This window comes from Streptomyces sp. NPDC054834 (assembly GCF_053611185.1).
In genome coordinates this window covers 104,946-126,689 of the sequence record NZ_JBSGZV010000020.1, presented here as the reverse complement: position 1 = coordinate 126,689, position 21,744 = coordinate 104,946, and the positions used below count along the sequence as shown (strand labels likewise).

General features: G+C 71.7%; 23 protein-coding genes and 1 pseudogene. 14 read left to right on the top strand and 10 right to left on the bottom strand.

The window, feature by feature from the left end:
* The first annotated feature begins 162 nt into the window (after nt 1-162).
* Genes egtA through egtD form a run of 4 tightly spaced genes read left to right on the top strand, consistent with a single transcriptional unit; the run spans nt 163 to nt 4,566 of the window.
* On the top strand, nt 163-1,470 hold the full coding sequence (gene egtA, locus ACWGJM_RS26030; protein ID WP_453414116.1) for an ergothioneine biosynthesis glutamate--cysteine ligase EgtA: 1,308 nt from the start codon (nt 163-165) through the stop codon (nt 1,468-1,470).
* A complete protein-coding gene (egtB, locus tag ACWGJM_RS26025) occupies nt 1,467-2,795 on the top strand; it encodes an ergothioneine biosynthesis protein EgtB (protein ID WP_453414115.1) in 1,329 nt (442 codons plus the stop codon). Before egtA ends, egtB begins: the two co-directional genes overlap by 4 nt.
* Nucleotides 2,795-3,607, top strand: a complete 813-nt coding sequence (gene egtC / locus ACWGJM_RS26020) for an ergothioneine biosynthesis protein EgtC (RefSeq protein ID WP_453414114.1) — start codon at nt 2,795-2,797, stop codon at nt 3,605-3,607. Before egtB ends, egtC begins: the two co-directional genes overlap by 1 nt.
* Nucleotides 3,604-4,566 (top strand): L-histidine N(alpha)-methyltransferase, encoded by a 963-nt coding sequence (gene egtD, locus ACWGJM_RS26015; RefSeq protein ID WP_453414113.1) that lies wholly within the window; start codon nt 3,604-3,606, stop codon nt 4,564-4,566. Before egtC ends, egtD begins: the two co-directional genes overlap by 4 nt.
* Nucleotides 4,567-4,594: 28 nt before the next feature.
* On the opposite strand, the gene ACWGJM_RS26010 is transcribed toward egtD, so the two are convergent.
* The gene (locus tag ACWGJM_RS26010; RefSeq protein ID WP_453414112.1) at nt 4,595-5,851 is read right to left on the bottom strand and encodes an extracellular solute-binding protein; all 1,257 of its coding nucleotides are present in this window, start codon (nt 5,849-5,851) and stop codon (nt 4,595-4,597) included.
* Nucleotides 5,852-6,066: 215 nt separating this feature from the next.
* On the opposite strand from ACWGJM_RS26010, the gene ACWGJM_RS26005 reads away from it, so the two are divergent.
* Nucleotides 6,067-6,282, top strand: coding sequence for a dodecin (locus ACWGJM_RS26005; RefSeq protein ID WP_453414111.1), 216 nt, complete (start codon nt 6,067-6,069; stop codon nt 6,280-6,282).
* A 15-nt stretch (nt 6,283-6,297) separates the two neighbouring features.
* Here the strand turns inward: ACWGJM_RS26005 and ACWGJM_RS26000 are convergent, their stop codons facing one another.
* Nucleotides 6,298-6,789 carry a phosphatase domain-containing protein gene (locus ACWGJM_RS26000; RefSeq protein WP_453414110.1) on the bottom strand — a complete coding sequence of 164 codons (492 nt, stop codon included), beginning with the start codon at nt 6,787-6,789 and terminating at the stop codon, nt 6,298-6,300.
* Nucleotides 6,790-7,150: 361 nt separating this feature from the next.
* On the opposite strand from ACWGJM_RS26000, the gene ACWGJM_RS25995 reads away from it, so the two are divergent.
* From ACWGJM_RS25995 to ACWGJM_RS25960, 8 genes are all read left to right on the top strand, one after another.
* On the top strand, nt 7,151-8,665 hold the full coding sequence (locus tag ACWGJM_RS25995) for a hypothetical protein (protein ID WP_453414109.1): 1,515 nt from the start codon (nt 7,151-7,153) through the stop codon (nt 8,663-8,665).
* A complete protein-coding gene (locus ACWGJM_RS25990; RefSeq protein ID WP_453414108.1) occupies nt 8,652-9,197 on the top strand; it encodes a hemerythrin domain-containing protein in 546 nt (181 codons plus the stop codon). Before ACWGJM_RS25995 ends, ACWGJM_RS25990 begins: the two co-directional genes overlap by 14 nt.
* Nucleotides 9,194-10,282, top strand: coding sequence for an NADH-quinone oxidoreductase subunit B family protein (locus ACWGJM_RS25985; RefSeq protein WP_453414107.1), 1,089 nt, complete (start codon nt 9,194-9,196; stop codon nt 10,280-10,282). Before ACWGJM_RS25990 ends, ACWGJM_RS25985 begins: the two co-directional genes overlap by 4 nt.
* Before the next feature lie 68 nt (nt 10,283-10,350).
* Nucleotides 10,351-12,147, top strand: a complete 1,797-nt coding sequence (locus tag ACWGJM_RS25980; protein ID WP_453414106.1) for a nickel-dependent hydrogenase large subunit — start codon at nt 10,351-10,353, stop codon at nt 12,145-12,147.
* Nucleotides 12,140-12,685, top strand: coding sequence for a NifU family protein (locus ACWGJM_RS25975; protein ID WP_453414105.1), 546 nt, complete (start codon nt 12,140-12,142; stop codon nt 12,683-12,685). The genes ACWGJM_RS25980 and ACWGJM_RS25975 overlap by 8 nt, the downstream gene beginning before the upstream one ends.
* Nucleotides 12,682-13,296, top strand: a complete 615-nt coding sequence (locus ACWGJM_RS25970) for a DUF5947 family protein (protein WP_453414104.1) — start codon at nt 12,682-12,684, stop codon at nt 13,294-13,296. The genes ACWGJM_RS25975 and ACWGJM_RS25970 overlap by 4 nt, the downstream gene beginning before the upstream one ends.
* Before the next feature lie 11 nt (nt 13,297-13,307).
* Nucleotides 13,308-13,514, top strand: a complete 207-nt coding sequence (locus tag ACWGJM_RS25965; RefSeq protein ID WP_361808083.1) for a hypothetical protein — start codon at nt 13,308-13,310, stop codon at nt 13,512-13,514.
* A gap of 18 nt (nt 13,515-13,532) precedes the next feature.
* Nucleotides 13,533-13,697: a hypothetical protein gene (locus ACWGJM_RS25960; RefSeq protein WP_453414103.1), complete on the top strand. Its 165-nt coding sequence runs from the start codon at nt 13,533-13,535 to the stop codon at nt 13,695-13,697.
* Nucleotides 13,698-13,706: 9 nt separating this feature from the next.
* On the opposite strand, the gene ACWGJM_RS25955 is transcribed toward ACWGJM_RS25960, so the two are convergent.
* From ACWGJM_RS25955 to ACWGJM_RS25930, 6 genes are all read right to left on the bottom strand, one after another.
* Nucleotides 13,707-14,231, bottom strand: a complete 525-nt coding sequence (locus tag ACWGJM_RS25955) for a hydrogenase maturation protease (RefSeq protein ID WP_453414102.1) — start codon at nt 14,229-14,231, stop codon at nt 13,707-13,709.
* Entirely contained in the window at nt 14,228-15,940 is a 1,713-nt protein-coding gene (locus ACWGJM_RS25950) for a hydrogenase maturation protein (protein WP_453414101.1), read from the bottom strand. The genes ACWGJM_RS25955 and ACWGJM_RS25950 overlap by 4 nt, the downstream gene beginning before the upstream one ends.
* Nucleotides 15,941-16,100: 160 nt before the next feature.
* Nucleotides 16,101-17,348: a formamidase gene (gene fmdA, locus ACWGJM_RS25945; RefSeq protein WP_453414100.1), complete on the bottom strand. Its 1,248-nt coding sequence runs from the start codon at nt 17,346-17,348 to the stop codon at nt 16,101-16,103.
* An 84-nt stretch (nt 17,349-17,432) separates the two neighbouring features.
* Nucleotides 17,433-18,086 carry an AmiS/UreI family transporter gene (locus ACWGJM_RS25940; RefSeq protein ID WP_453414099.1) on the bottom strand — a complete coding sequence of 218 codons (654 nt, stop codon included), beginning with the start codon at nt 18,084-18,086 and terminating at the stop codon, nt 17,433-17,435.
* Between the two features lie 44 nt (nt 18,087-18,130).
* Nucleotides 18,131-18,409, bottom strand: coding sequence for an FmdB family zinc ribbon protein (locus ACWGJM_RS25935; protein ID WP_453414098.1), 279 nt, complete (start codon nt 18,407-18,409; stop codon nt 18,131-18,133).
* A gap of 210 nt (nt 18,410-18,619) precedes the next feature.
* Complete coding sequence (locus ACWGJM_RS25930) at nt 18,620-19,048, bottom strand: hypothetical protein (protein ID WP_453414097.1); 429 nt, start codon at nt 19,046-19,048, stop codon at nt 18,620-18,622.
* Nucleotides 19,049-19,172: 124 nt separating this feature from the next.
* Here ACWGJM_RS25930 and ACWGJM_RS25925 point away from each other — a divergent pair.
* Nucleotides 19,173-19,901: pseudogene (locus ACWGJM_RS25925) on the top strand (ABC transporter); the annotation flags it as partial.
* 207 nt (nt 19,902-20,108) lie between these two features.
* Here the strand turns inward: ACWGJM_RS25925 and ACWGJM_RS25920 are convergent.
* Together ACWGJM_RS25920 and ACWGJM_RS25915 are read right to left on the bottom strand one after the other, a co-directional pair.
* Nucleotides 20,109-20,939 carry a lysophospholipid acyltransferase family protein gene (locus ACWGJM_RS25920; protein WP_453414096.1) on the bottom strand — a complete coding sequence of 277 codons (831 nt, stop codon included), beginning with the start codon at nt 20,937-20,939 and terminating at the stop codon, nt 20,109-20,111.
* A complete protein-coding gene (locus ACWGJM_RS25915; RefSeq protein ID WP_453414095.1) occupies nt 20,939-21,709 on the bottom strand; it encodes a GNAT family N-acetyltransferase in 771 nt (256 codons plus the stop codon). The genes ACWGJM_RS25920 and ACWGJM_RS25915 overlap by 1 nt, the downstream gene beginning before the upstream one ends.
* Nucleotides 21,710-21,744 lie beyond the last annotated feature (35 nt).

The window sequence follows — 21,744 nt, the reverse complement described above, 5'->3', positions numbered from 1 at the left end:
CAACAGAGTTTCCCGGCCGTGGAAAGAGAGATCGCAGCACCCGGTTACCCCGATTTGCACCCTTGTGCGAATCGGCGAGAAGGTCTTGGGTGGGACGGATGATGCCGTCCCGGCCCACCCAGGCCGGGCGGTGGCATGGTGGAATCTCAGGAGGATCCCGACATGTCCGATTCGGTAAGTGACGCTGGCGACTGTACGGAGCACCGCACCGTCGTCACCGAACCCGAGGTGGAGGCCCTGGTCAGGGGCATCTGTTTCAAGACCGGACCCCCCCGCACGCTCGGGGTCGAAGTGGAATGGCTCGTTCACGAGCTGCGGCGGCCGCAGCTGCCGGTGACACCAGAACGACTCGAAGCGGCCTATGCCGCACTGCGCACCGTTTCCCTGGCCTCGGCGCTCACCGTCGAACCCGGCGGCCAGCTGGAACTGAGCTCGCCGCCCGCCGCCTCCCTCATGGAGTGCATAGACACCGTCGCCGCCGACCTGGACGCCGTCCGCGCGGTCCTGGCCGAGGACGGTCTCGGCCTCGTCGGCGTCGGCCACGACCCCTGGCACGAGCCCCGCAGGTTCCTCCACGAGCCGCGCTACGACGCCCTGGAGACCTGCCTGGACCGCACCGGCACCGCCGGCCGCCACATGATGTGCACCTCCGCCTCCGTCCAGGTGTGCCTGGACGCCGGGTACGAGGAGCCGGGCCCGCTGGGCCACGGGCGGCGCTGGTGGCTGGCGCACCAACTGGGCGCGGTCCTGGTGGCCGCGTTCGCCAACTCCCCGCTGGTCGCAGGGGAGCCGACGGGCTGGCTGTCCACCCGGCAGCTGCTGTGGATGGAGATCGGCGCGGGCCGCGCGGGCGCGCCCCCGGCCGGCGAACCGCGCACCGCCTGGGCCCGGCACGTGCTCGACGCGCCGGTGATGTGCGTACGGCTCGACGGCGCCCCCTGGGAGGTGCCCGAGGGGCTCACTTTCCGGGACTGGATCCGCGAGGCGGAGCCCCGGCCGCCGACCCACGCGGACCTCGACTACCACCTGACGACGCTCTTCCCGCCGGTCAGACCGCGCGGTCACCTGGAGCTGCGCATGATTGACGCGCAGCCCGGCGACGACGGGTGGATCGTGCCGCTCGCGGTGACGGCCGCGCTCTTCGACGACCCGGAGGCCGCCGAGACCGCGTACCGCACCGTGAAGCCCCTGGCCGAACGGACGCTCGGGCTGCCCGCGCCGCACAACCCGCTGTGGACGGACGCGGCCCGGCACGCGCTGGCCGACACCGAGCTGCGGGAGGCCGCCGTCGCCTGTTTCGCGGCGGCGCTGGAGGCGCTCCCCCGGCTCGGCGCCACGACCGAGGTCACGGACGCCGTCGCGGCGTACTCCGACCGCTACGTCGCCCGGGGCCGCTGCCCCGCCGACGACATGCTGGACCGCCTGCGCGGCACGGCTCCCCGCACCCACGGGAAGGACATCCGCCCATGACCGCCCCCGAGACCGAGCACGAGACCGATCACCAGGCTGTCCGAGAGCGCGCGCTGGCCTCCCTGACCACCGCGCGGGCCCGGACCACCCTGCTGACCAGCTGTGTCGACGAGCCGGACCTCACCGCCCAGCACTCGCCGCTGATGTCCCCGCTGGTGTGGGACCTCGCGCACATCGGCAACCAGGAAGAGCTGTGGCTGCTGCGGGCGGTCGGCGGCCGGGAGCCGATGCGGCCCGAGATCGACGGCCTGTACGACGCCTTCGAGCACTCGCGTGCCGAACGTCCCTCGCTGCCGCTGCTGCCGCCCGCCGAGGCCCGCGGCTACGCGGCCGAGGTACGCGGCCGTGCCCTGGACCTGCTGGAGAGCGCGGCGCTGCACGGCACCCGGCTGACCGAGGCGGGCTTCGCCTTCGGCATGATCGCCCAGCACGAACAGCAGCACGACGAGACGATGCTGATCACCCATCAGCTCCGCAAGGGCCCGCAGGTCCTGACCGCACCCGACCCGGACCCGGCGCCGCTGTTCACCGGACCGGCCGAAGTCCTCGTCCCCGGCGGCCCGTTCACCATGGGCACGTCCACCGAGCCGTGGGCGCTGGACAACGAACGCCCCGCGCACCGCGTGGAGGTGGCCCCCTTCCGCATCGACACCACACCGGTGACGAACGCCGCGTACCTGGCGTTCATCGAGGACGGCGGCTACGACACCGAGCGCTGGTGGACACCCGAGGGCTGGGCGCACATACGCCGGCACGGCATCACCGCACCGCAGTTCTGGCGCCGCGACGGCGGCCAGTGGCTGCGGCGCCGCTTCGGCGTCACCGAGGTCGTCCCGCCCGACGAGCCCGTGCTGCACGTGTGCTGGTACGAGGCCGACGCCTACGCCCGCTGGGCCGGGCGCCGGCTGCCCACCGAGGCCGAGTGGGAGAAGGCCGCCCGGCACGACCCCGCCACCGGGCGCTCCAGGCGCTACCCGTGGGGCGACGCCGACCCGGCGCCGGTCCACGCCAACCTGGGTCAGCGGCACCTGCGCCCCGCCCCGGCGGGCAGCTACCCGGCGGGCGAGTCCCCGCTCGGCGTACGCCAGTTGATCGGCGACGTGTGGGAGTGGACGGCGAGCGACTTGCTGCCGTACCCGGGGTTCACCGCGTTTCCGTACAAGGAGTACTCGGAGGTGTTCTTCGGGCCTGAGTACAAGGTGCTGCGCGGCGGCTCGTTCGCCGTGGACCCGGTGGCCTGCCGGGGCACGTTCCGCAACTGGGACTACCCGATCCGGCGGCAGATCTTCTCCGGCTTCCGCACCGCCCGCTCGGAGGACGTCTGATGTGCCGTCATCTGGCGTACGTGGGGCCGCCGGAGCCGCTGGGCGAGGTGATCGTGGAGCCCCCGCACGGCCTGTACCGCCAGTCGTGGGCGCCACGGCGGCAGCGCTACGGCACGGTCAACGCCGACGGTTTCGGCGTCGGCTGGTACGCCCCGGACGATCCGGTGCCGGCCCGCTACCGGCGGGCCGGGCCGATCTGGGCCGACCAGTCCTTCGCCGACCTGGCCCGGGTGGTCCGGACGAGCGCGCTGCTCGCCGCGGTGCGCGACGCCACCCTGGCGGGCGCCGACGCGGAGGCCGCGGCGGCGCCGTTCGCCGCGGGCCGGTGGCTGTTCAGCCACAACGGCGCGATCAGGGGCTGGCCGCGGTCCGTGGCCCCGCTGGCCCCCACGCTGCCCCCGGTCGACCTGCTGTCGCTCGAGGCGCGCACCGACTCGGCCTTCGTCTGGGCGCTGGTGCTGCACCGGCTGCACTCCGGCGAGGAGGCCGGCCGCGCCCTCGCCGAGACGGTTCTCCAGGTCGCCGAGGCGGCCCCCGCCTCCCGGCTCAACCTGCTGCTCACCGACGGCGAGACCGTCACCGCCACCGCCTGCGGCGACACGCTCTGGTACCTCACGGAGCCCGGCCGCGCCGTCGTGGCCTCCGAGCCGTACGACGACGATCCGCGCTGGCAGGAAGTGCCCGACCGCACGCTGCTCGCGGCCGACCGGGCCGGCGCCCGGCTGACCCCACTGAAGGACCTGGCCCCCTCCCCCACGCCTCGCTCCGCTCGAGCGGGGGCGCCCCCATCGACGAAGGAGTCCTGCACGTGAGTCCCCTGCACGTCACCCGCACCCTTCCCGAGGACGCGACGGACGCCGCGCTGCGCGCCGACGTCCGGCACGGCCTCACCGCAACCCCCAAGGCCCTGCCGCCGAAGTGGTTCTACGACGCCCGGGGCAGCGAGCTGTTCGAGCAGATCACCGAACTGCCCGAGTACTACCCGACCCGCGCCGAACGGGAGATCCTCACCACCCGCTCCGGCGAGATCGCGTCCGCGACCGGGGCCCGCACGCTGGTCGAACTGGGCTCCGGCTCCTCCGAGAAGACGCGGTACCTGATCGACGCGCTCACCAGCCTGCGCGTCTACGTCCCCGTCGACGTCAGCGAGAGCGCCCTGACCCAGGCCGGGCAGGCCCTCGTCGGGGAGCGGCCGGAGCTCGAAGTGCACGCCCTGATCGCCGACTTCACGGCCGCGCTGGCCCTTCCGGACACGCCCGGCCCACGGGTGCTGGCCTTCCTGGGCGGCACCCTCGGCAATCTCCTGCCCGCCGAACGCGCCCGGTTCCTCGCCTCCGTCCGCGCGCTGCTGTCGCCGGGTGACGCCCTGCTGCTCGGCACGGACCTGGTCAAGGAGGAGGACGTCCTCGTCCGGGCGTACGACGACGCGGCCGGGGTGACGGCCGAGTTCAACAAGAACGTCCTGGCCGTCGTCAACCGCGAACTGGGCGCCGACTTCGATCCCGGTGCCTTCGAGCACGTGGCCCTGTGGGACGCGGCGAACGAGTGGATCGAGATGCGGCTGCGCTCCCGTGCGGCCCAGACCGTGAAGATCCCCGCTCTGGACCTCGCGGTCGACTTCGCGGCGGGCGAGGAGCTGCGCACCGAGGTGTCGGCGAAGTTCCGACGGGACGGGATCACCACCGAACTGGCCCTCGCCGGGCTGGATCTGACCCATTGGTGGACCGACTCGCAGGGGCGGTTCGCGCTGTCGCTGAGCATGGCCCGGTGACCACAGGGGCCCGGCGGCGTCATCCGCCTCAGTCCAGGCCGGGCGCGAGCTCGTCGGTGATGCGGCGGGAGGCGCGGCGGGCCTCGGTCGCCGGGTCCGCGCCGCCGAGCACCTTGCTCATGTACTCCTTGATCGGGTTGTCGGTCTCGACGGCGGTCCACTGAGGGGTGCTGGGGGTCGCCCGCCCGTGTGCGGCGCCCGCCGCCATGGCGGCGACCCCCTCCTCGCCCGCGACCCCGCTCGCCAGGGTCGTCCTGTTGGGCACGTAGTTCATGGTGCGGGCCAGATCGGTGTCCCACGTGGCGCCGGTGAGGGCCGCGACGACCTCGACGGCGCGGTCCGGCTGGTCGGTGTTGCGGGGTACGACGAGGTCGGAGCCGCCCGTGAACACGGCGCCGGGCCGGCTCGCGGTCTTCCCGGGCACCGGGAAGTAGCCCAACTCGTCCTTGAGTTCAGGGTTCTGCTGCACGATCGACTGCGCGAGCCCCGGCACGGCCACGATCTGCGCCACCTTGCCGTCCGCGAACACGCCCGCCTGGGGCGGATGTTCCTCGTCGGAGCCGACCGGCCCCCTGCCGAGCGCCTGGAGCCTCCGGTAGAAGTCCATGCCGCGCAGCGCCGCCGGGCTGTCCAGGGTGCCCTTCCAGCGGAAGCCCTTCTCCTCGGCCAGGTCGCCGCCCTCGTCCCAGATGAAGCCGGCGAGCGTGTACCAGTCCTGTCCCGCCAGGTAGATGCCCTGGTTGCCCCCGGAGTCGAGCTTCTCCGTGTCGGCGAGCCACTCCTCACGGGTCTTCGGCGGACCGGTGATGCCGGCCCGTTCGAAGAGGTCCTTGCGGTAGATGACGACGCGGTTGGCGGCGTACCAGGGGATGCCGTACTGCTGGGTCCCCTGGTGCCCGGGTTCGGTCAGGCCGGGCAGCCAGTGCTCCTTGTCCCAGTCGCGCACCGACTCCAGTGTGAGGTCGGTGAGGCGGTTGCCCTCGACGTAGCGCGGGACCTGGGTGTTGCCGACCTCGATGACGTCGGGGCCGTCCTTGGCGTCGCTCCTGAGCGCGTTCTGCACCTTGTCGACGATGCCGGTCCACTCCTGGATGCGGATGTCGAGGCGGATGTCGCCGTGGCTGTGCTCGAAGTCCTCGGTGAAGCGGCGCAGGAAGTCCTTCGACGCGCTGTCCTTCATCAGCCACACGGTGACGGTGTGCCGCTCGTCGCCGCCCGGCAGGACACCGCAGCCGGCGGCGAGGGAGGCGGACACACAGATGAGGGCGAGGAGTCGACGTCGCACGAGGGGTCCTGTTCTGTCTGGCGGACAGGGAAGGGGGCCCGACGTGGGGGACGAGCACGGACGCTCGTACGGGCGTGCTGGATTTTGGTATGGACCAATGCGGAGGTCAAGGCCTACCCCGGGTTACGGCCCGATCGCCTCGCAATCCGCCTCCGCATGCGGCACGGTGGTGTGACGCGTGGCACCCCTGTCACGGAGGAAGAGGAGCACCCGCCATGTCGAACCACACCTACCGGGTCACCGAGATCGTCGGCACCTCCCCCGAAGGCGTCGACCAGGCCATCCGCAACGGCATCGCGCGCGCCCACCAGACCCTGCGCAACCTCGACTGGTTCGAGGTGACACAGGTCAGGGGCCAGATCGAGAACGGCGAGATCGGGCACTGGCAGGTCGGGCTGAAGGTGGGCTTCCGCCTGGAGGACGAGGGCTGACCGGCCCGGCCCTCCTCACGTCCGCCCCTCCTGCTCCTGGGCATCGGCCAGCGCGGCCGACGGCTGGGCCCAGCGGGCCCGTACGACGGTGAACCCGGCCCGTTCGGCGTCGCCGCACACCAGTTCGTCGTCGTCCACCAGGACCCGGACCTCCCGGTCACGGGCCAGCCGGCGCAGGATCTCCAGCTTGGTGTGGCGGGCGGGCCTGCGGTCGGCGTCGCGCCGCATGAACACGCGTCCCTCGGGCAGACCGTGCGCGGCCAGCCAGTCGAGCGTGTCGCGCCGGCAGCGCTCGGGCCGCCCGGTGAGGTAGACGACCTCGCACTCCTCGGCACTGCCACGCGCCAGCGCCACGCCCTCGGCGAGCGGCGGGTCCGCGGGGGCGGCGGCGAAGAAGGCGTCCCAGTCCCGCGGCCTGCGCTCCAGAAACCGCTGCCGGTGCGCCGTGTCGGCAAGGGTGTTGTCGAGGTCGAACACGGCGAGCGGCCGCCGGCTGCTGTCTGTCACACGCCCACCCTAGACACCGCCGACGAGCCGGCGGCCTCGGAGCCCGGGAACCGCCCTCGACCAGAGGCAGGAACCGCGAACAGGTCGTTCGGCCGTTGGCCGTGCCCCCGCGCGGTGCCCGAAGAACTGCGACTCCAGCGCGAGCGGCGGCTCGGCCACCCGGGCCGCCGGTCCGGCTCCACGGCTGGCGCTCGCAGGTCCGGCGCTGAGTCCCCGCCACGGCTGAAGGCCGGACCCGGTGAATGCGCGGTCCGCGCGAGGGTGCTCCTCCGAGTGGACCAATCCCGGTGGCCACAGGAGGCCGACCGGTGTGAGCGGTGTGACGCTGGTGGAAGGGATGGCCGGCGTGACAGGAGACAGGATGGTGGACGGTACCGCTCGGAGCGGATGTGCTGCGCTCGCATCACGTGACGAGGCGCTCCAGCGGCTGCGCACGGTCGCCGACGCCGTGCTCTACGAGGGCTACCTTCTTTATCCGTACCGCCGGTCATCCCCCAAGAACCGGATGCGCTGGCAGTTCGGCGTCCTCACCCCGCGCGAGTGGGCCGAGGCGGACGGGCCGGTGCCACCGGGCGTGTCCGGCTCGGTGGACTCCTGGTACCAGCAGACCGAGTGCCTGCTGCGGGCGTCCGGCGACGCCCGGCTGCGGGTGACGGTGCGTTACCTTCAGCTCCAGCGCAAGCAGGTGGAGCAGTCCACCGGCGACGGCCTCCACCGGCCGGTGGAGGCGCTGGAGACCGGGGCGGAGGTCCATCTGACCTTCGACGAGGCGGTACCCCGCGAGGCGGAGATCGACGTCCCGCTGGCCCGGCTCCTCCAGGGCCTCCACCGTACGACGGTGGGCTCGCCCGGCGGCGCGGGGACGGAGCAAGTGGGCGGCGGGGCGGGCCGGGTGGTGCGCCGCCGGGACCCGGTCCACGCCGTGACGACGGTCCGGGCCGAGCGGATCCGGGACGACGGCGACGGCACCGCGCTGTACCGGCTGCGGGTGCGCACCGAGAACACCGGGTCCTTGCCCGGCGGCGCCGGCGTGCCCCGCGCCGAGGCGCTGCGGCACGCGCTCATGGCCACCCACACCCTGATCTGCGGCACCGGCGTCGAGTTCGGGTCGCTGATCGAGCCGCCCGAGGGGAACGAGGAGCACGCCCGCGGCTGCCGGAACCTGTTCACCTTCCCCGTCCTGGGCGGCGGACCGGGCCGCGGCGACGCGGTCCTGTCCTCGCCGATCATCCTGCCGGACCATCCGCAGGTGGCCCCCGAGAGTCCGGGCGACCTGCACGACGCCGCCGAGATCGACGAGATCCTGAGCCTGCGCACGCTGCTGCTGACGGACGAGGAGAAGCGCGAGGCCCGGGCCACCGACCGGCGGGCCGCGGACATCCTCGACCGGGTCGAGAACATGCCGCCGGAGATGTTCGCCCGCCTGCACGGTGCGATCCGCTCCCTCCAGCCGGCGACCCGCGGCACACCGGCCGCCCCGCCTTCGCCCGCCGCGGACCCGTTCGGCGCACCGCCGGTGGCCGCCGGGCCGCGCGGAATGGTCCCCTGGTGGCAGGAGGGCGGCGACGAGGGACTGTCGCCCACGACCGACAGCGTGACCGTGGACGGTGTGCCCGTCGCGGCCGGCAGCACCGTGCGGCTGCGGCCGGCCGGGCGGGGAGCGGACGCGCAGGACATGTTCCTGGCCGGCCGCACGGCCCGCGTGGCGGCCGTGTTCCACGACGTGGACGGCAGTGAGCACCTGGCCGTCACGCTCGACGACGACCCGGCCGCGGACCTCAACGCCTGGTACGGCCGCTACTTCTACTTCCGCCCGCACGAACTGGAGCCACTTTCCGCCACCGTGGACGAGGGAGCGCCCGATGGAAGCCCTTGAGCTGCTGACCCACGACCACCGCAGGGTGGAGCAGCTGTTCCGCGACTACCACTCGGCCGCCTCGGACCGGCAGCGGCGGGGTGTCGTCGAACTGCTCGTGCGGGAACTGTCCCGGCACGCCGCCCTGGAGGAGATGTACGTCTACCCCCTGGCGAGGAAGGTCTTCGTCGACGGCGGACGCGAGATCGACGAGCACCTCGGCGAGCACATGGCGGTCAAGGAGTCGCTGCTCGCTCTGGACCGGCTCGACGAAGGGGACGAGCGGACGGACGAACTCGTCGCCCGGCTGCGCCGCGAGGTCGAGGAGCACGTGCGCGAGGAGGAGGAAGTGTTCATGCCCCGGCTGCGCGCCTCCGTCTCCCGGCAGGAGCTCGACGACCTCGGGCGGCTGCTGGCGAAGGCCAGACAGGACGTACCGACCCGCCCCCACCCCCACGCGCCGGACCATCCACCCGCGCTCACCCTCGCCGGGCCGGTGGCCGCGGCGTTCGACCGACTCAGGGACCGATTGCAGCGGAGGCCGAGGACATGACCACCCATAGCGGCACCACCGAAGTCAGCCAGGACCCCAGCCGGTCCGAACGGCGCGAGGGCTTCGACGAGATCACCATCCTGTGGATCTCCGAGGGCATGAGCTGCGACGGCGACACCGTCTCGCTCACGGCCGCCGGCCAGCCCTCCATCGAGGACGTGGTACTCGGCCTGATCCCCGGCCTGCCGAAGGTGAACCTGGTCAACAAGGTGCTCTCACCGAGCCTGGGCGGCGAGGACTTCCTCGCTCCGTACCGGGCGGCGGCCCGCGGCGAACTGGCCCCGTTCATGCTCGTCATCGAGGGCTCGATCCCGAACCAGAACATCATCAAGGGCGACGGCTACTGGACGTCGTTCGGCAACGACCCGGACACCGGCCAGCCGCTGACCCTGAACTGGTGGATCGACCAACTGGCCCCGAAGGCCTGGGCGGTGGTGGCCGCCGGCACCTGCGCCACCTACGGCGGCATCCACGCGATGGCGGGCAACCCCACCGGCTCGATGGGCCTCGCGGACTACCTCGGCTGGGACTTCGTGTCGCAGGGGGGTCTGCCCATCGTCAACGTGCCCGGCTGCCCCATCCAGCCCGAGAACTTCATGGAGACCCTGGTCTGGGTGCTCCAGCACGCGGCCGGGGCCGCTCCCCCGCCACCGCTGGACCACATGCTGCGACCGCAGTGGCTGTTCGGCAAGACCGTGCACGAGGGCTGCGACCGGGGCTCGTACTACGAGCAGGCCAGCTTCGCCAAGGACTACAACTCCCCCAAGTGCCTGGTGAAGACCGGCTGCTGGGGCCCGGTCGTCAACTGCAACGTGCCCAAGCGCGGCTGGATGGCCGGCATCGGCGGCTGCCCGAACGTCGGCGGCATCTGCATCGGCTGCACGATGCCCGGCTTCCCCGACGCGTTCATGCCGTTCATGGACGAGCCTCCCGGTGCAACGCTGTCGTCGCTGGTCGTCAAGCCGTACGGGGCGGTCGTACGCCGGCTGCGCGGACTGACGAACGACATCGTGAACCACGAGCCCAAGTGGCGGCACAACAAGCGCAAGCTGACCAGCGGTTACGACCCGCACTGGCGCGCCTGACACGGCAACACCGGGGGGGGACCCACCACTCACCGATGGAACCCGAACAGCAAGGGGCAGCAAGCCAGATGACGACTACCGAGGCCCGGTCCACGCGGCGCAAACCCGCCCAGCTCGTGGACATGTCCTGGGATCCGATCACCCGGATCATCGGCAACCTGGGCATCTACACGAAGATCGACTTCGCCAACCGGGAAGTCGTCGAATGCCACAGCACCTCGTCGCTGTTCCGCGGCTACTCGGTGTTCATGAAGGGCAAGGACCCGCGCGACGCCGGCTTCATCACCTCGCGCATCTGTGGGATCTGCGGCGACAACCACACCACCTGCTCGAACTACGCCCAGCAGATGGCCTACGGCGTCAAGCCGCCGCGGCTGGCCGACTACATCACCAACCTCGGCGAAGCCGCCGAGTACATGTTCGACCACACGATCTTCCAGGACAACCTGGTGTTCGTGGACTTCTGCGAGGCGATGGTCAAGGCCACCAACCCCGGCCTGCTGGCCCGTGCCGAGCGCACCGACGCACCCCGCGGCGACATCCACGGCTACCGCACCATCGCCGACATCATGAAGGCGTTCAACCCGTTCGAGGGCGAGGTCTACAAGGAGGCGCTGAAGGTCAGCCGGGTCACCCGGGAGATGTTCTGCCTGATGGAGGGGCGGCACGTCCACCCGTCGACGCTGTACCCGGGCGGCGTGGGCACGATGCCGCAGCCGAACACCTTCACCGACTACCTCAGCCGGCTGATGCGGGTCATCGACTTCGTCAAGAAGGCCGTCGCGATGAACGACGACGTCTTCGACTTCTTCTACGAGGCGCTGCCCGGCTACGAGGAGGTCGGCAAGCGCCGCATCCTGCTCGGCTGCTGGGGCGCCTGGCAGAACCCGGACGTCGTCGACTACCGCTACGAGACGATGAACCAGTGGGGCAAGGCGATGTACGTCACCCCGGGCGTCATCGTCGACGGCAAGCTGGTCACCAACAACCTCATCGACATCAACCTCGGCATGCGGATCATGCTCGGCAGCTCGTACTACGAGGACTGGGTCAACGAGCAGCCGTTCGTCACCCACGACCCGCTCGGCAACCCGGTCGACATGCGCCACCCGTGGAACCAGACGACCGTCCCGGTACCGCAGAAACGTGACTTCGCCGAGAAGTACAGCTGGGTGATGAGTCCGCGCTGGTACGACCAGCGCAGCGGCGACCACCTCGCCCTGGACACGGGCGGCGGTCCGCTGGCCCGGCTGTGGTCGACCGCGCTGAACGGCATCGTCGACACCCCGTACGTCAAGGCCACCGGCAACAGCGTGCGCATCTCGCTGCCCAAGGGCGAGAGCCTGCCGGAGACGACGCTGGAGTGGCACATCCCCAAATGGAGCAACACCATCGAACGGGACCGCGCCCGGCCGTACTTCATCGCCTACGCCGCCGCCATGGCCCTTCAGTTCCTGGAGGAGGCGATGGGCCTGATCCGGGCGGGCGACACCAAGATCTTCGAGAACTTCGAGGTGCCGGACGAGGCGATCGGCTGCGGCTTCCACGAGGCGGTGCGCGGGGTGCTCTCCCACCACCTGGTGATCAGGGACAAGAAGATCGCCAACTACCACCCGTACCCGCCCACCCCGTGGAACGCCAGCCCCCGGGACATCTACGGCACCCCCGGCCCGTACGAGGACGCCGTACAGGGACAGCCGATCTTCGAGGAGAACGGCCCCGACGACTTCAAGGGCGTCGACATCATGCGCACCGTACGCAGCTTCGACCCCTGTCTGCCGTGCGGTGTGCACATGTACGTGGGCAAGGGGAAGACACTGACCACGCTGCACTCGCCGACATACGGAGCCGGCGGCCATGGCTGACGGACCCCGGCTCGACGAGGCGTCCCTCGCCGCGCGGCTGGCCCGCCTCGACGACCTGCTGGAGCACCTGGAGGAGACCCCGGGCCCGACCGCCCGGGAGGCCCTCGAGGCGGTACGGGCGCTGACCGAGGTCTACGGCGAGGCGCTGGCCAGGATCCTGGACCGCGCGGACGCCGACCTGGCCGGGGCACTGGCCGAGGACGAACTCCTCGCCCACCTGATGGTCCTGCACGGCATCCACCCCGAGCCGGTTCAGGCCCGGGTGGCCCGGGTGGTGGAGCGGCTGGGCGGGGAGCTGCGCGAGCGGGGCGGCGACCTCGAACTGGTCGGCATCGACCAGGCGGTGGCCCGGGTCCGCCTGGCGGTCAAGGGCTGCGGCTCGTCGTCCGCCGGGATCCTGGACGCGGTCCGGGAGGCGATCCTCGGGGTGGCACCCGAGCTTCAGGCGGTGGAGCAGGTGCGGGACGCCCCCGCCCCCGCGTTCGTACCGCTGGACACCCTCACCCACCGTGCCCGGCGGCCGCGGGTGGCACAGTGACCGGCGGCGCGCTGGGGCGGGTCATCCGCTCCGCCGCCGCCCGGCGGACGGCGGCCGAGGAACTGTGCGACCTGTGCGCGGCCCCGGTGCCGGACGGCCACCGCCACCTCCACGACGGCGTACGCGAAGAGGTGCTGTGCGCCTGCCGGCCCTGTGCGCTGCTGTTCACCGAGGGTGAGGAGGGCGACGGACGCTACCGGCTGATCCCGCTGCGCCGGCTCCGGCTGCCCCCGGTGGACACCGAACCGCTGGGCGTGCCCGTCGGACTGGCCTTCTTCGTGCCCCGCCCGGACGGCACGGTCCTCGCGCACTACCCGAGCCCGGCGGGCGCCACCCGCTGGGAGGTGGACGAGGACGCCTGGCGGAAGGTCGCGGCCGGCTGTCCGCCGCTGGCCGGCCTGGTACCCGAGGTGGAGGCGCTGCTGGTGAACACCGCCCGGGGGCTCGCGCACCACTGGATCGTGCCGGTCGACGACTGCTTCCGGATCGTCGGGCTGGTGCGCCAGGAGTGGCAGGGAATGTCCGGTGGAGAGACGATTTGGCCGGTACTGGAACGGTTTTTCACCGAGTTGGCGGCCACACAGCCGGTGGCACCGGCCGCACGACCGTAAGGAGGAACACCATGGGCAGCATCCGGGTCGGCAGACCGCAGGCGAAGCCCGACACGCCCAGTCACGTCTTCGGCCTCCACCAGGGCAACAAGGGCCCGTACGAGCACCAGACGGGGCATCACGAGGACGGCACCGCCGACGCGCGCCGGTCCACGGGCATCCACTGGAAGAAGCACGAAGCGATCCTGAAGATCATGCCGAGCATTCCGCCGGGCTGAGCGGCTTAGGGAGCAGACATGGCAATGGCAACGGTGACGGCCAAACGCGTACTGACGGCACAGGCGGTGCTCGTCGGGAGCGCGGTGCTGGGCCTGCTGGTCTGGGAGCTCCCCGGGCTGGTGCGCGAGATCAGGATCTGGCGCATGGCCGGTTCCGCCTCCGGTGTCCGGCACCGCCACTGACCTGCGGGGTCATGTGGCCGCGAGCGCGGCGCCGGCGTCGGCCAGCAGCCGCTCCACCACGGTGTGGAGCAGCGGCACGGCCCGTTCGACGGCGTCGCGCACGGACGCGCTCAGACCGACGGTGACGTCCGGGTCGTCGGCGCTCGGCACCGCCTCGGGCTCACAGGCGAGGACGACGACGCGGGGCAGCGCGCCCTCCCCGAGGTGCGCGGCGAGCGCCAGGACCTTCACGGGGTCCATGCCGTGCGCCTCGGGGGCGTGCCGGGCGGTGTCCGTGGCGTCGGGGAGATCGGGCTCGATCAGCGACAGCGTGCCCGGTGCCAGGCCGCGCGGGGCGGCGTCGACGAAGACGGCGGCGTCGTAGCCGTCGAGGAGCTGGTACGCGAGGTCCATGCCGCGGATGCCGAAGTCCCGCACGTGGACCTGCGCGGGCAGGGGCCGCCCGGCCAGGGCCTTGATCACCTCGGGTCCGAAGGCGTCGTCGGCGAGGAAGATGTTCCCGATGCCGGCGACCAGCAGGCGCGGCGGCGTCATCGGGGCTCACCCGGCGTGGCCGGGACGGGCGCGAGCGGCCGGGGCGAGCCGCTCGGCTGCTTGCGGACGAACGCGGAGCGCAGCGCGTGGTACGGCGCCCCTGGGTCGTGGAAGACGCGGTGCATGCGGGTGAGCTCGTCCTCCCGGTACGCGGCGAGCGGCCGCCGTTCCTCGTCCCGGGCGCGTGCCGCCGCCTTGCCCGCGATCCGCTCCCGTACGTCCGGTGTCCCGGCGAGGGCGGCGGCGAGACGGCGCACCTCCTCGGGAAACGCACCGGGGGCGGCGGTCACCACCCGGTCGGTGAGGCCCAGCCGGACGGCCGTGGCGGCACTCACCGGCTGCGCCTCGCGGGTCAGCCGCTCGGCCGCGGCGTCGCCGACGCGGCGGGGCAGGCTGTACGTCCAGTACTCCGAGCCGTACAGGCCCATCCGCCGGTAGTGCGGGTTCAGGACGACGCCGGAGCGGCACCAGACCTCGTCCGCCGCGAGCGCCAGCATCACTCCGCCCGCCGCCGCGTTGCCGCCGAGCGCGGCGATCACCAGGCGGTCCGTGGTCCGCAGCACCGCTTCGACCAGGTCGTTCATGGCGTTGAGGTTGGTCCACGACTCTTCGGCCGGGTCGGCTGCGGACTCGATGACGCCCAGGTGGATGCCGTTGGAGAAGAAGTCGCGCACTCCGCCGAGGACGAGGACGGACGTGGGCCGGGTCAGGGCGTGCCGGTAGGCGGCGAGGAGGCGGCGGCACTGCGAGGTGCTCATCGCCCCGCCCGGGAAGGAGAAGGCCAGATGGCCGATGTCGCCGTGCCGGCGGTAGCTGATGTCGCCCCAGGTGCGCCGGCCCGGGAGCGGCTCCAGGGGGGCGGGCACCTCCGGTACGTCGGGCAGCCGGTCGCCGAGCACGTCGGCCGCCGGGCGCCGGAAGGGTGCGGGGTCGCCGGAGCCGCGGCGGGGGCGGAGTTCCGGGATCCACACCGCGCCGTCCCGGGTGGCCCGGCACACGGCGCCGTTCCGGGTGGCGATCAGCTCGCCGGGGCGGCCCCGCAGCTCGTCCTCGGGGTGGCCGCCGTGCAGGAAGACCTCGTGTCCGAGGAGGTCGTCGAGGACACCCGGCTGGGAGTCGGCGCCGCGCAGCTTGCGCAGCACGGTGGCGGTGTCGTCGTACCGCCAGTCGACGCGCCGCCGGTCCTGCCGGAAGAAGTCGCGCCAGGTCACGGAGATCCCGGGGTCGCTCTGCGGGCGCGGTTTGTACGAGCCGCCGGCGTAGCGTTCCACCGCCAGCAGGACGGCGGTCACCGCGGCGTCGGAGACCTCGCCCCGGTACAGGTCGCTCTTGGCGACGGGCGGCACGGTGAACGGCACCGACGCCCAGACGGCACCGGCGTCCATGCCCGCTTCGGCCTGGAGCACGGTCACCGCCCACCGTCCGGCGCCCTCGGCGACGGCCCAGTCCAGGGACGACGGGCCCCGGTCGCCGGGCGGGCCGGGGTGCACGATCAGGCAGGTGCGCTCCCGCCACACGTCCTCGGGGAGGGCGGTCTTCAGCATCGGCGCGACGATCAGCTCCGGAGCAATCTCCCGGACGGCCTCGCGCACCGCGTCGTCCCCGTGCGAGGCCAGCACCACCTCCACGCGGTGGCCCCGGTCGGCGAGCTCGACGTGGACGCGCTGGCACAGGCTGTTGAAGGCGCTGGCGACGAGGAGGATGTCCATACGGCCTCAGCATCGTCGCCGGGCCATGGCCCGGAAAGGACCGCAACGGCGCCGCGGGGCAAGTTCCTCCGGACGGATGCGCACCCGCACGGCGAGGCCGGTGGCGTGCCGTGCGGGTGCCGGGAGGCGGGATCGTCTCCGGTCCGGGCATCCCCGGGCGTCAGGAGGTCACCGCGCACTGCCCGCGGTCCACGCTCTTCGGTCCCGCCGCGGTGGGACGGACGTCGAAGTCGAAGATCCCGGTGGGCAGATAGAGGGAGCAGCAGGCGTTGGGGATGTCGACGATTCCGCTGATGCGTCCCTCGATGGGGGCCGCGCCGAGCAGCAGGTAGGCCTGCTGTCCGGTGTAGCCGAACCTCTTCAGGTACTCGACGGCGTTCAGGCAGGCGCGGCGGTAGGCGACCGTCGCGTCCAGGTAGTAGTTGGTGTTGGTGTCGTGGTCCACGGAGATCCCGATGAAGGACATGAACTCCGCGTACCGCGGCTCGACGTTGCCCGGCATGAAGACGGGGTTGGTGGTGATGCCGTACTTCTCCATGCCGCCCTTGATCAGATCGACGTGGAAGTCGATGTAGCCGCCCATCTCGATGGCGCCGCAGAAGGTGATCTCACCGTCGCCCTGGCTGAAGTGCAGATCACCGCCCGACAGCTTGGCGTCCTTGACGTGGACGGGGTAGAAGACTCGTGCTCCGCGGGTGAAGTTCTTGATGTCGTGGTTGCCACCGTTCTCCCGCGCGGGAACAGTACGGGCCCCTTCCCCGGCGATGCGTTCGGCATCGGATCCGCTTGCCTGACCGGAGAGGGCTTGATCGGGGTCGGGCGTGAGTCCCAGAGGCGGGATCCGGTCCGGGTCGGTGTCGACCAGTGCCTGTTCCCGCGTGTTCCACAGTTCCAGCAACTCCGCGGACGGCGCGGTGCCGAAGAGGCCGGGGTGGGTGATGCCGGTGAAGCGGACACCGGGAAGGTGCCTGGAGGTCGCCACCTGGCCGTGGAAGTCCCATATCACCTTGTAGGCGTCCGGGAAGTAGTCGGTCAGGAAGCCGCCGCCGTTGGCCTTGGCGAAGACGCCGGTGTATCCCCAGGACTGACCCGGGGCGTCCCCCACCTGCTGCGGTACCGGCCCCAGGTCGAGGATGTCCGCGACGAGCAGGTCGCCCGGCTCCGCGCCTTCGACGCCTATCGGGCCGCTGAGCATGTGGCAGCGCTTCAAGTCGACATCACGGACGTCGTTGGCGGAGTCGTTGTTGCCGATCTGCGCGTCGGTCCATTCGCGGCATTCGACGCGGAACTCGTCACCCGGGCGGACCATGGCGGCCACCGGGACGTCCGGATGCCACCTGTTGTGTCCCGGTACGTTCTGCTCAGCCATCGACCGGGACTGGTCGACGCTGAAGACTATTTCAGGCATGTCAGTTCCTTGTGTGGTGCTGCCGTCCCCCGCTTTGTGCCTCTGTTGTCCCGTCGACCACCTCCCGCACGGTGGCACCGGCCGTCAGCCCGGGCTGCCGGTCGGGGCGCCCGCGGCTCCGTACTCCCGCGAAGGCCTTCCGTGCTCCCTGCGCCGGAGAACGATCCACAGCGCCGAGAAGACCAGCACGCCGAACGCGCCCAGCGCGATCGCTGTCTCGTTGTAGTTCCGCGGGACCCAGTAACCGGTCAGGAGCAGGAATGCCGGTATGACACCGGTCACCCAGCCCTCGATCGCGGTCACCCAGCCGACAAAGGGCGTCAGCGACTCGATTTTCAGTCCCAGGAGCAGGAAGAAGAAGAACCACAGGAACGCCCAGTAGAGCCATATGACTCCGAATGGTTTGTCGTTGACCAGCCGGAAGCTGACGAACGAATAACCCAGAGCCACGATGGCCACGAACAGTGAGTAATATCCCACTCCTGTCGTGTCCAGCCCCATCAGCAATCCGATTCCTACATACAGATATGTGAAACCGAAGAGAAATATGCCGGAGGCCAGCATTATCGCTCTGGGATCCCCGTTCGCGGCGATGATGAGATAGGTGGGCGTCAGGACCTGAAGCCCGCCCACGAACAGGTTGAACACAGCCGCTGCCCGGCTGTCCACCTTCCCCAGCAGCATCAGCCCGTTCATGAACAGCACCGCACCCACGAAGAGAAGTCCGACGTTGCCCAAGGGGACTCACCTCCCGATATTCCGCGCGCCGGCGACTACCGCCCTCAGGGCCGGGGGAGCCGGGCGACCGCCGGATGGGCCGGCCTCTGCGCAGCTCTCCTGGGAGGAACTCGCGTCACCACCGCCGGGTTTTCCCGCGACCGCTCCTCTTGCTCACGCAAGGCCGTGACAGCGGGCGACGTGGACACGAGCGCAGGAGCGGAGTACACACGCCGCGCCTGCGCGGAGCACCGCGGGCACCTCTGCCGCGCCGGCGCGGCGCCGATCGGCAGCCGCACGTCGAACGCTCCACAGCGACTGCACGAATATTCGTACGTGGCCATAAAACCTCCAACTCGCCGCGTCTCCGCCCGCGCGGAAGCGCACGGATCCAATCAAGCCGAAGGGCGTCGCAATGCTCCGCACTTAATTACAGGCAACGCCTGTACGGGCCGGGTGTCAAGGCAGCTCAAGACGGCGCCCGCGGGGCGCCGTCTTGAGCTGTGAGTATGTGAGCCGCGGTAATTACGGGCGATTGCGCACGGGGCGTGGCGTCAGGGCGTACCCGCTATCGCGCACGCACGGCACGGGGGCCGGCCGCAGGTGCACTGGAGGATTCCGTCCAGCACCCCGCGATCGTGGTAAAGGCATTCGTCCCGGCACGTGTGGCGCGGAACGAACCCAGCCTGATGCTCGTCCGGCCAGGGCTCCTCGCCCTCCCGGCAGCGCACGAACCGCTCGGGGTCCGTGGTGTGCAGCCGGTGCATACGCTCCCGGGCCTCGCCCTCCAGATCGCGCGCCGCGGCGACCACGCTCTTGAGCTGGTCCGCGAGGCCGGAGAATCTGTCGTCGCCGGTCCGCACATGGGCGGCACTCAGTGCCATGACAGCGTTACCCAGGAACCGACGAGCGTCCTGGAGATCGGTGACGTGGTGCAGTTGGATTCCGGTCACACCCCGGACCCACACGGCATCTTCGCTCACTTGTCCACCTTCCAGGGGTCGAGTCTCTCCGGATAACACCCATGAGAGTCACATGTATGACGAAGACACTAGAGCCTGGCTTTAGGAGCAATCCAGTTGAATCCCAGTGAATTGACTCACAAGTATTCTCATTCGGATCTTCGTCCCGACGGACCGCATCGAATTCGTGTCGGGCTCGGGGAAGTCGTCGCTGGCGTTCGGCACGATCTACGCGGAGGCTCGCCCCGTACGCCCGCAGGCTGATCCACCAGGTGGGGGCGCCGAAGGCCGGGGAGATCACCGGGCTGCCGCCCGAGGTCTCGCCCAGCAGCGCCGCGCGGCGCCGACCTCGCGCTCCTCCGTCGGCACGGTGACGAACCTCTCCAACTCGCTGCGCATGCTGTTCTCCCGCGCCGGCACCTACCCGGCGGGCGCCGAGCGGCTGGATTCCGACGCCTTCTCCCCCGACACTGCGGCCGGCGCCTGCCCGGAGTGCCACGGGCTGGGCCGGGTGCACCGGACCAGCGAGGAACTGCTGGTCCCCGATCCGGGGCTGTCCGTCCGGGAGGGTGCGATCGCCGCCTGGCCGGGTGCCTGGCAGGGCAAGAACCTGCGGGACATCCTCGACGCGCTCGGGTACGACGTGGACCGGCCCTGGCGCGAGCTGCCCGCCGCTCAGCGGGAGTGGATCCTGTTCACGGACGAGCAGCCGGTGGTCACCGTCCACCCGGTGCGGGACGCCGACCGCATCCAGCGGCCGTACCAGGGCACGTACACGAGCGCCCGCCGGTACGTGATGAAGACCTTCTCGGACTCCAGGAGCCCGGCCCTGCGTGCCAAGGCGGAACGCTTCCTGACCAGCGCGCCCTGCCCGGCACTCCCGCTCGGTCCACAGGAACGGTTCGTGAGCGTCGAGCTGCTCCTGCCGAGCACGGCGGGGACGCGGGTGGGCGGATCATGGCGGCGGGCCCCTGGGCGGACGTGCCACGGACGGTGGGGCCCCCGGCGGCCGTGGCGCGCGCGGCGGGCAGCGCGACGGCGCCCTACCTGGCCCGGGAGCCGGCGCCGTCCCGGTGACTGCTCAAGCCGCACCTTGAGTACGGCCACTGAGCACCAGGGCCGTGTGGGTCCAGGCGGGCTCGGCCGTGAGGGGCTGGGCGGCGCGGGCCAGCGAGCGGCGGTCGGGGTGGCTGCCCGCTTCGATCACCGGCCGCACCTGCACCTCGGCGACCAGGCCGCGTGCCGAGACCACCCGCCACACCGAGGCCAGCAGTGTGTCCTCGCCGACGAACGCGGGGACCGTGCTGGCCGCGCCCCCGGCGGCCCGGTAGTGCAGTCGCACCGGCTGCACGGGCACGCCCGCGTCCAGCGCGGCCTGGAAGACGGCCCGGTGGAAGCGGCCCTGTGACCGCCCGCACCAGGTGCTGCCCTCGGGGAAGGCCACGACGGCCGCCCCGCCCCGCAGTGCCCCGGCGATGCGGGCGACCGTGTCCGGCAGGGCGCGCAGCCGGTCCCGCTCGATGAACAGGGCACCGCCCCGGGCCACCAGCGCGCCCGCCACCGGCCAGCCGCGGATCTCCTTCTTGGCGAGCATCCGCGCGGGGCGCACGGCGGCCAGGAGCGGTATGTCGAGCCAGGAGATGTGGTTGGCGACGAGCAGCAGCCCGCCGGCGGGCGGGGCGCCGCCGGTGACGCGGACGCGGACTCCCGCGGCCCGGACGACCGCCCGGCACCAGCGCCTGACCCACTCGGCGGGGATCCTCCCGCCGAGTGGGGACAGCGCGATCCCGGCCAGCAGCAGGGCGGTGACCCCCGCCAGCCGCAGCACGGCACGCGGCACGGCCGCCGCGGACCCCGCCCGCTCCACGCACGCCCCCGGGGTGCAGGGCGCGCTGGGCAGCCAGACGCTCATCAGGCCGGTACGAGCGAGAGGAAGTGCCGCAGGTAGCGCGGATCGACCCGGCGCATCGACAGCAGCACGTACAGGTCGGCGACCCCGAAGTCCGGGTCGTGCGCGGGCTCGGCGCACACCCAGGCGCCGAGGCGCAGATAGCCCCGCAGCAGAGCCGGGAGTTCGCTCCGCGCCGGGCCGGCCGGCTCGTTCGGGATCCAGGGCAGCAGCGGGCGTACCCGGAACTCCTCCGGAGCCAGGTGCTTGGCCCGCACCCGGTTCCAGGTGGCGCTCGCCAGCACACCGCCGTCGGCCAGCGAGATGGAGCAGCAGCCCGCCAGCCACTCGTGGCCGCGGTCGAGCATGTAGCGGGCGATCCCGGCCCAGATCAGGCCGATGACCGCACCGTCGCGGTGGTCGGGGTGCACGCAGGACCGGCCGACCTCGACCAGGCCCGGCCGGATCGCGTCCAGCGGGGAGAGGTCGAACTCGCCGTCGGAATACAGGCGCCCGGCGACGGCGGCCCGCTCCGGCGGCAGCAGCCGGTAGGTGCCGACCACCTGTCCGCTCACGGTGTCGTGCACGAGCAGGTGGTCGCAGTACGCGTCGAAGGCATCGATGTCGTACCCAGGCTGCGGGGTGGACAGCAGGGCGCCCATCTCCCCGGCGAAGACCTCGTGCCGCAGCCGCTGCGCGGCACGCACGTCGGCCTCGTCGCGGGCGAGAGTCACGGTGTAACGGACGGGTGCGGCGGACTGCGGAGCGCGGTCGAGCGTGATGACGCCGGTCATGGCTTACTCCTGGACACGGGCCGGGTCGGCGGGGA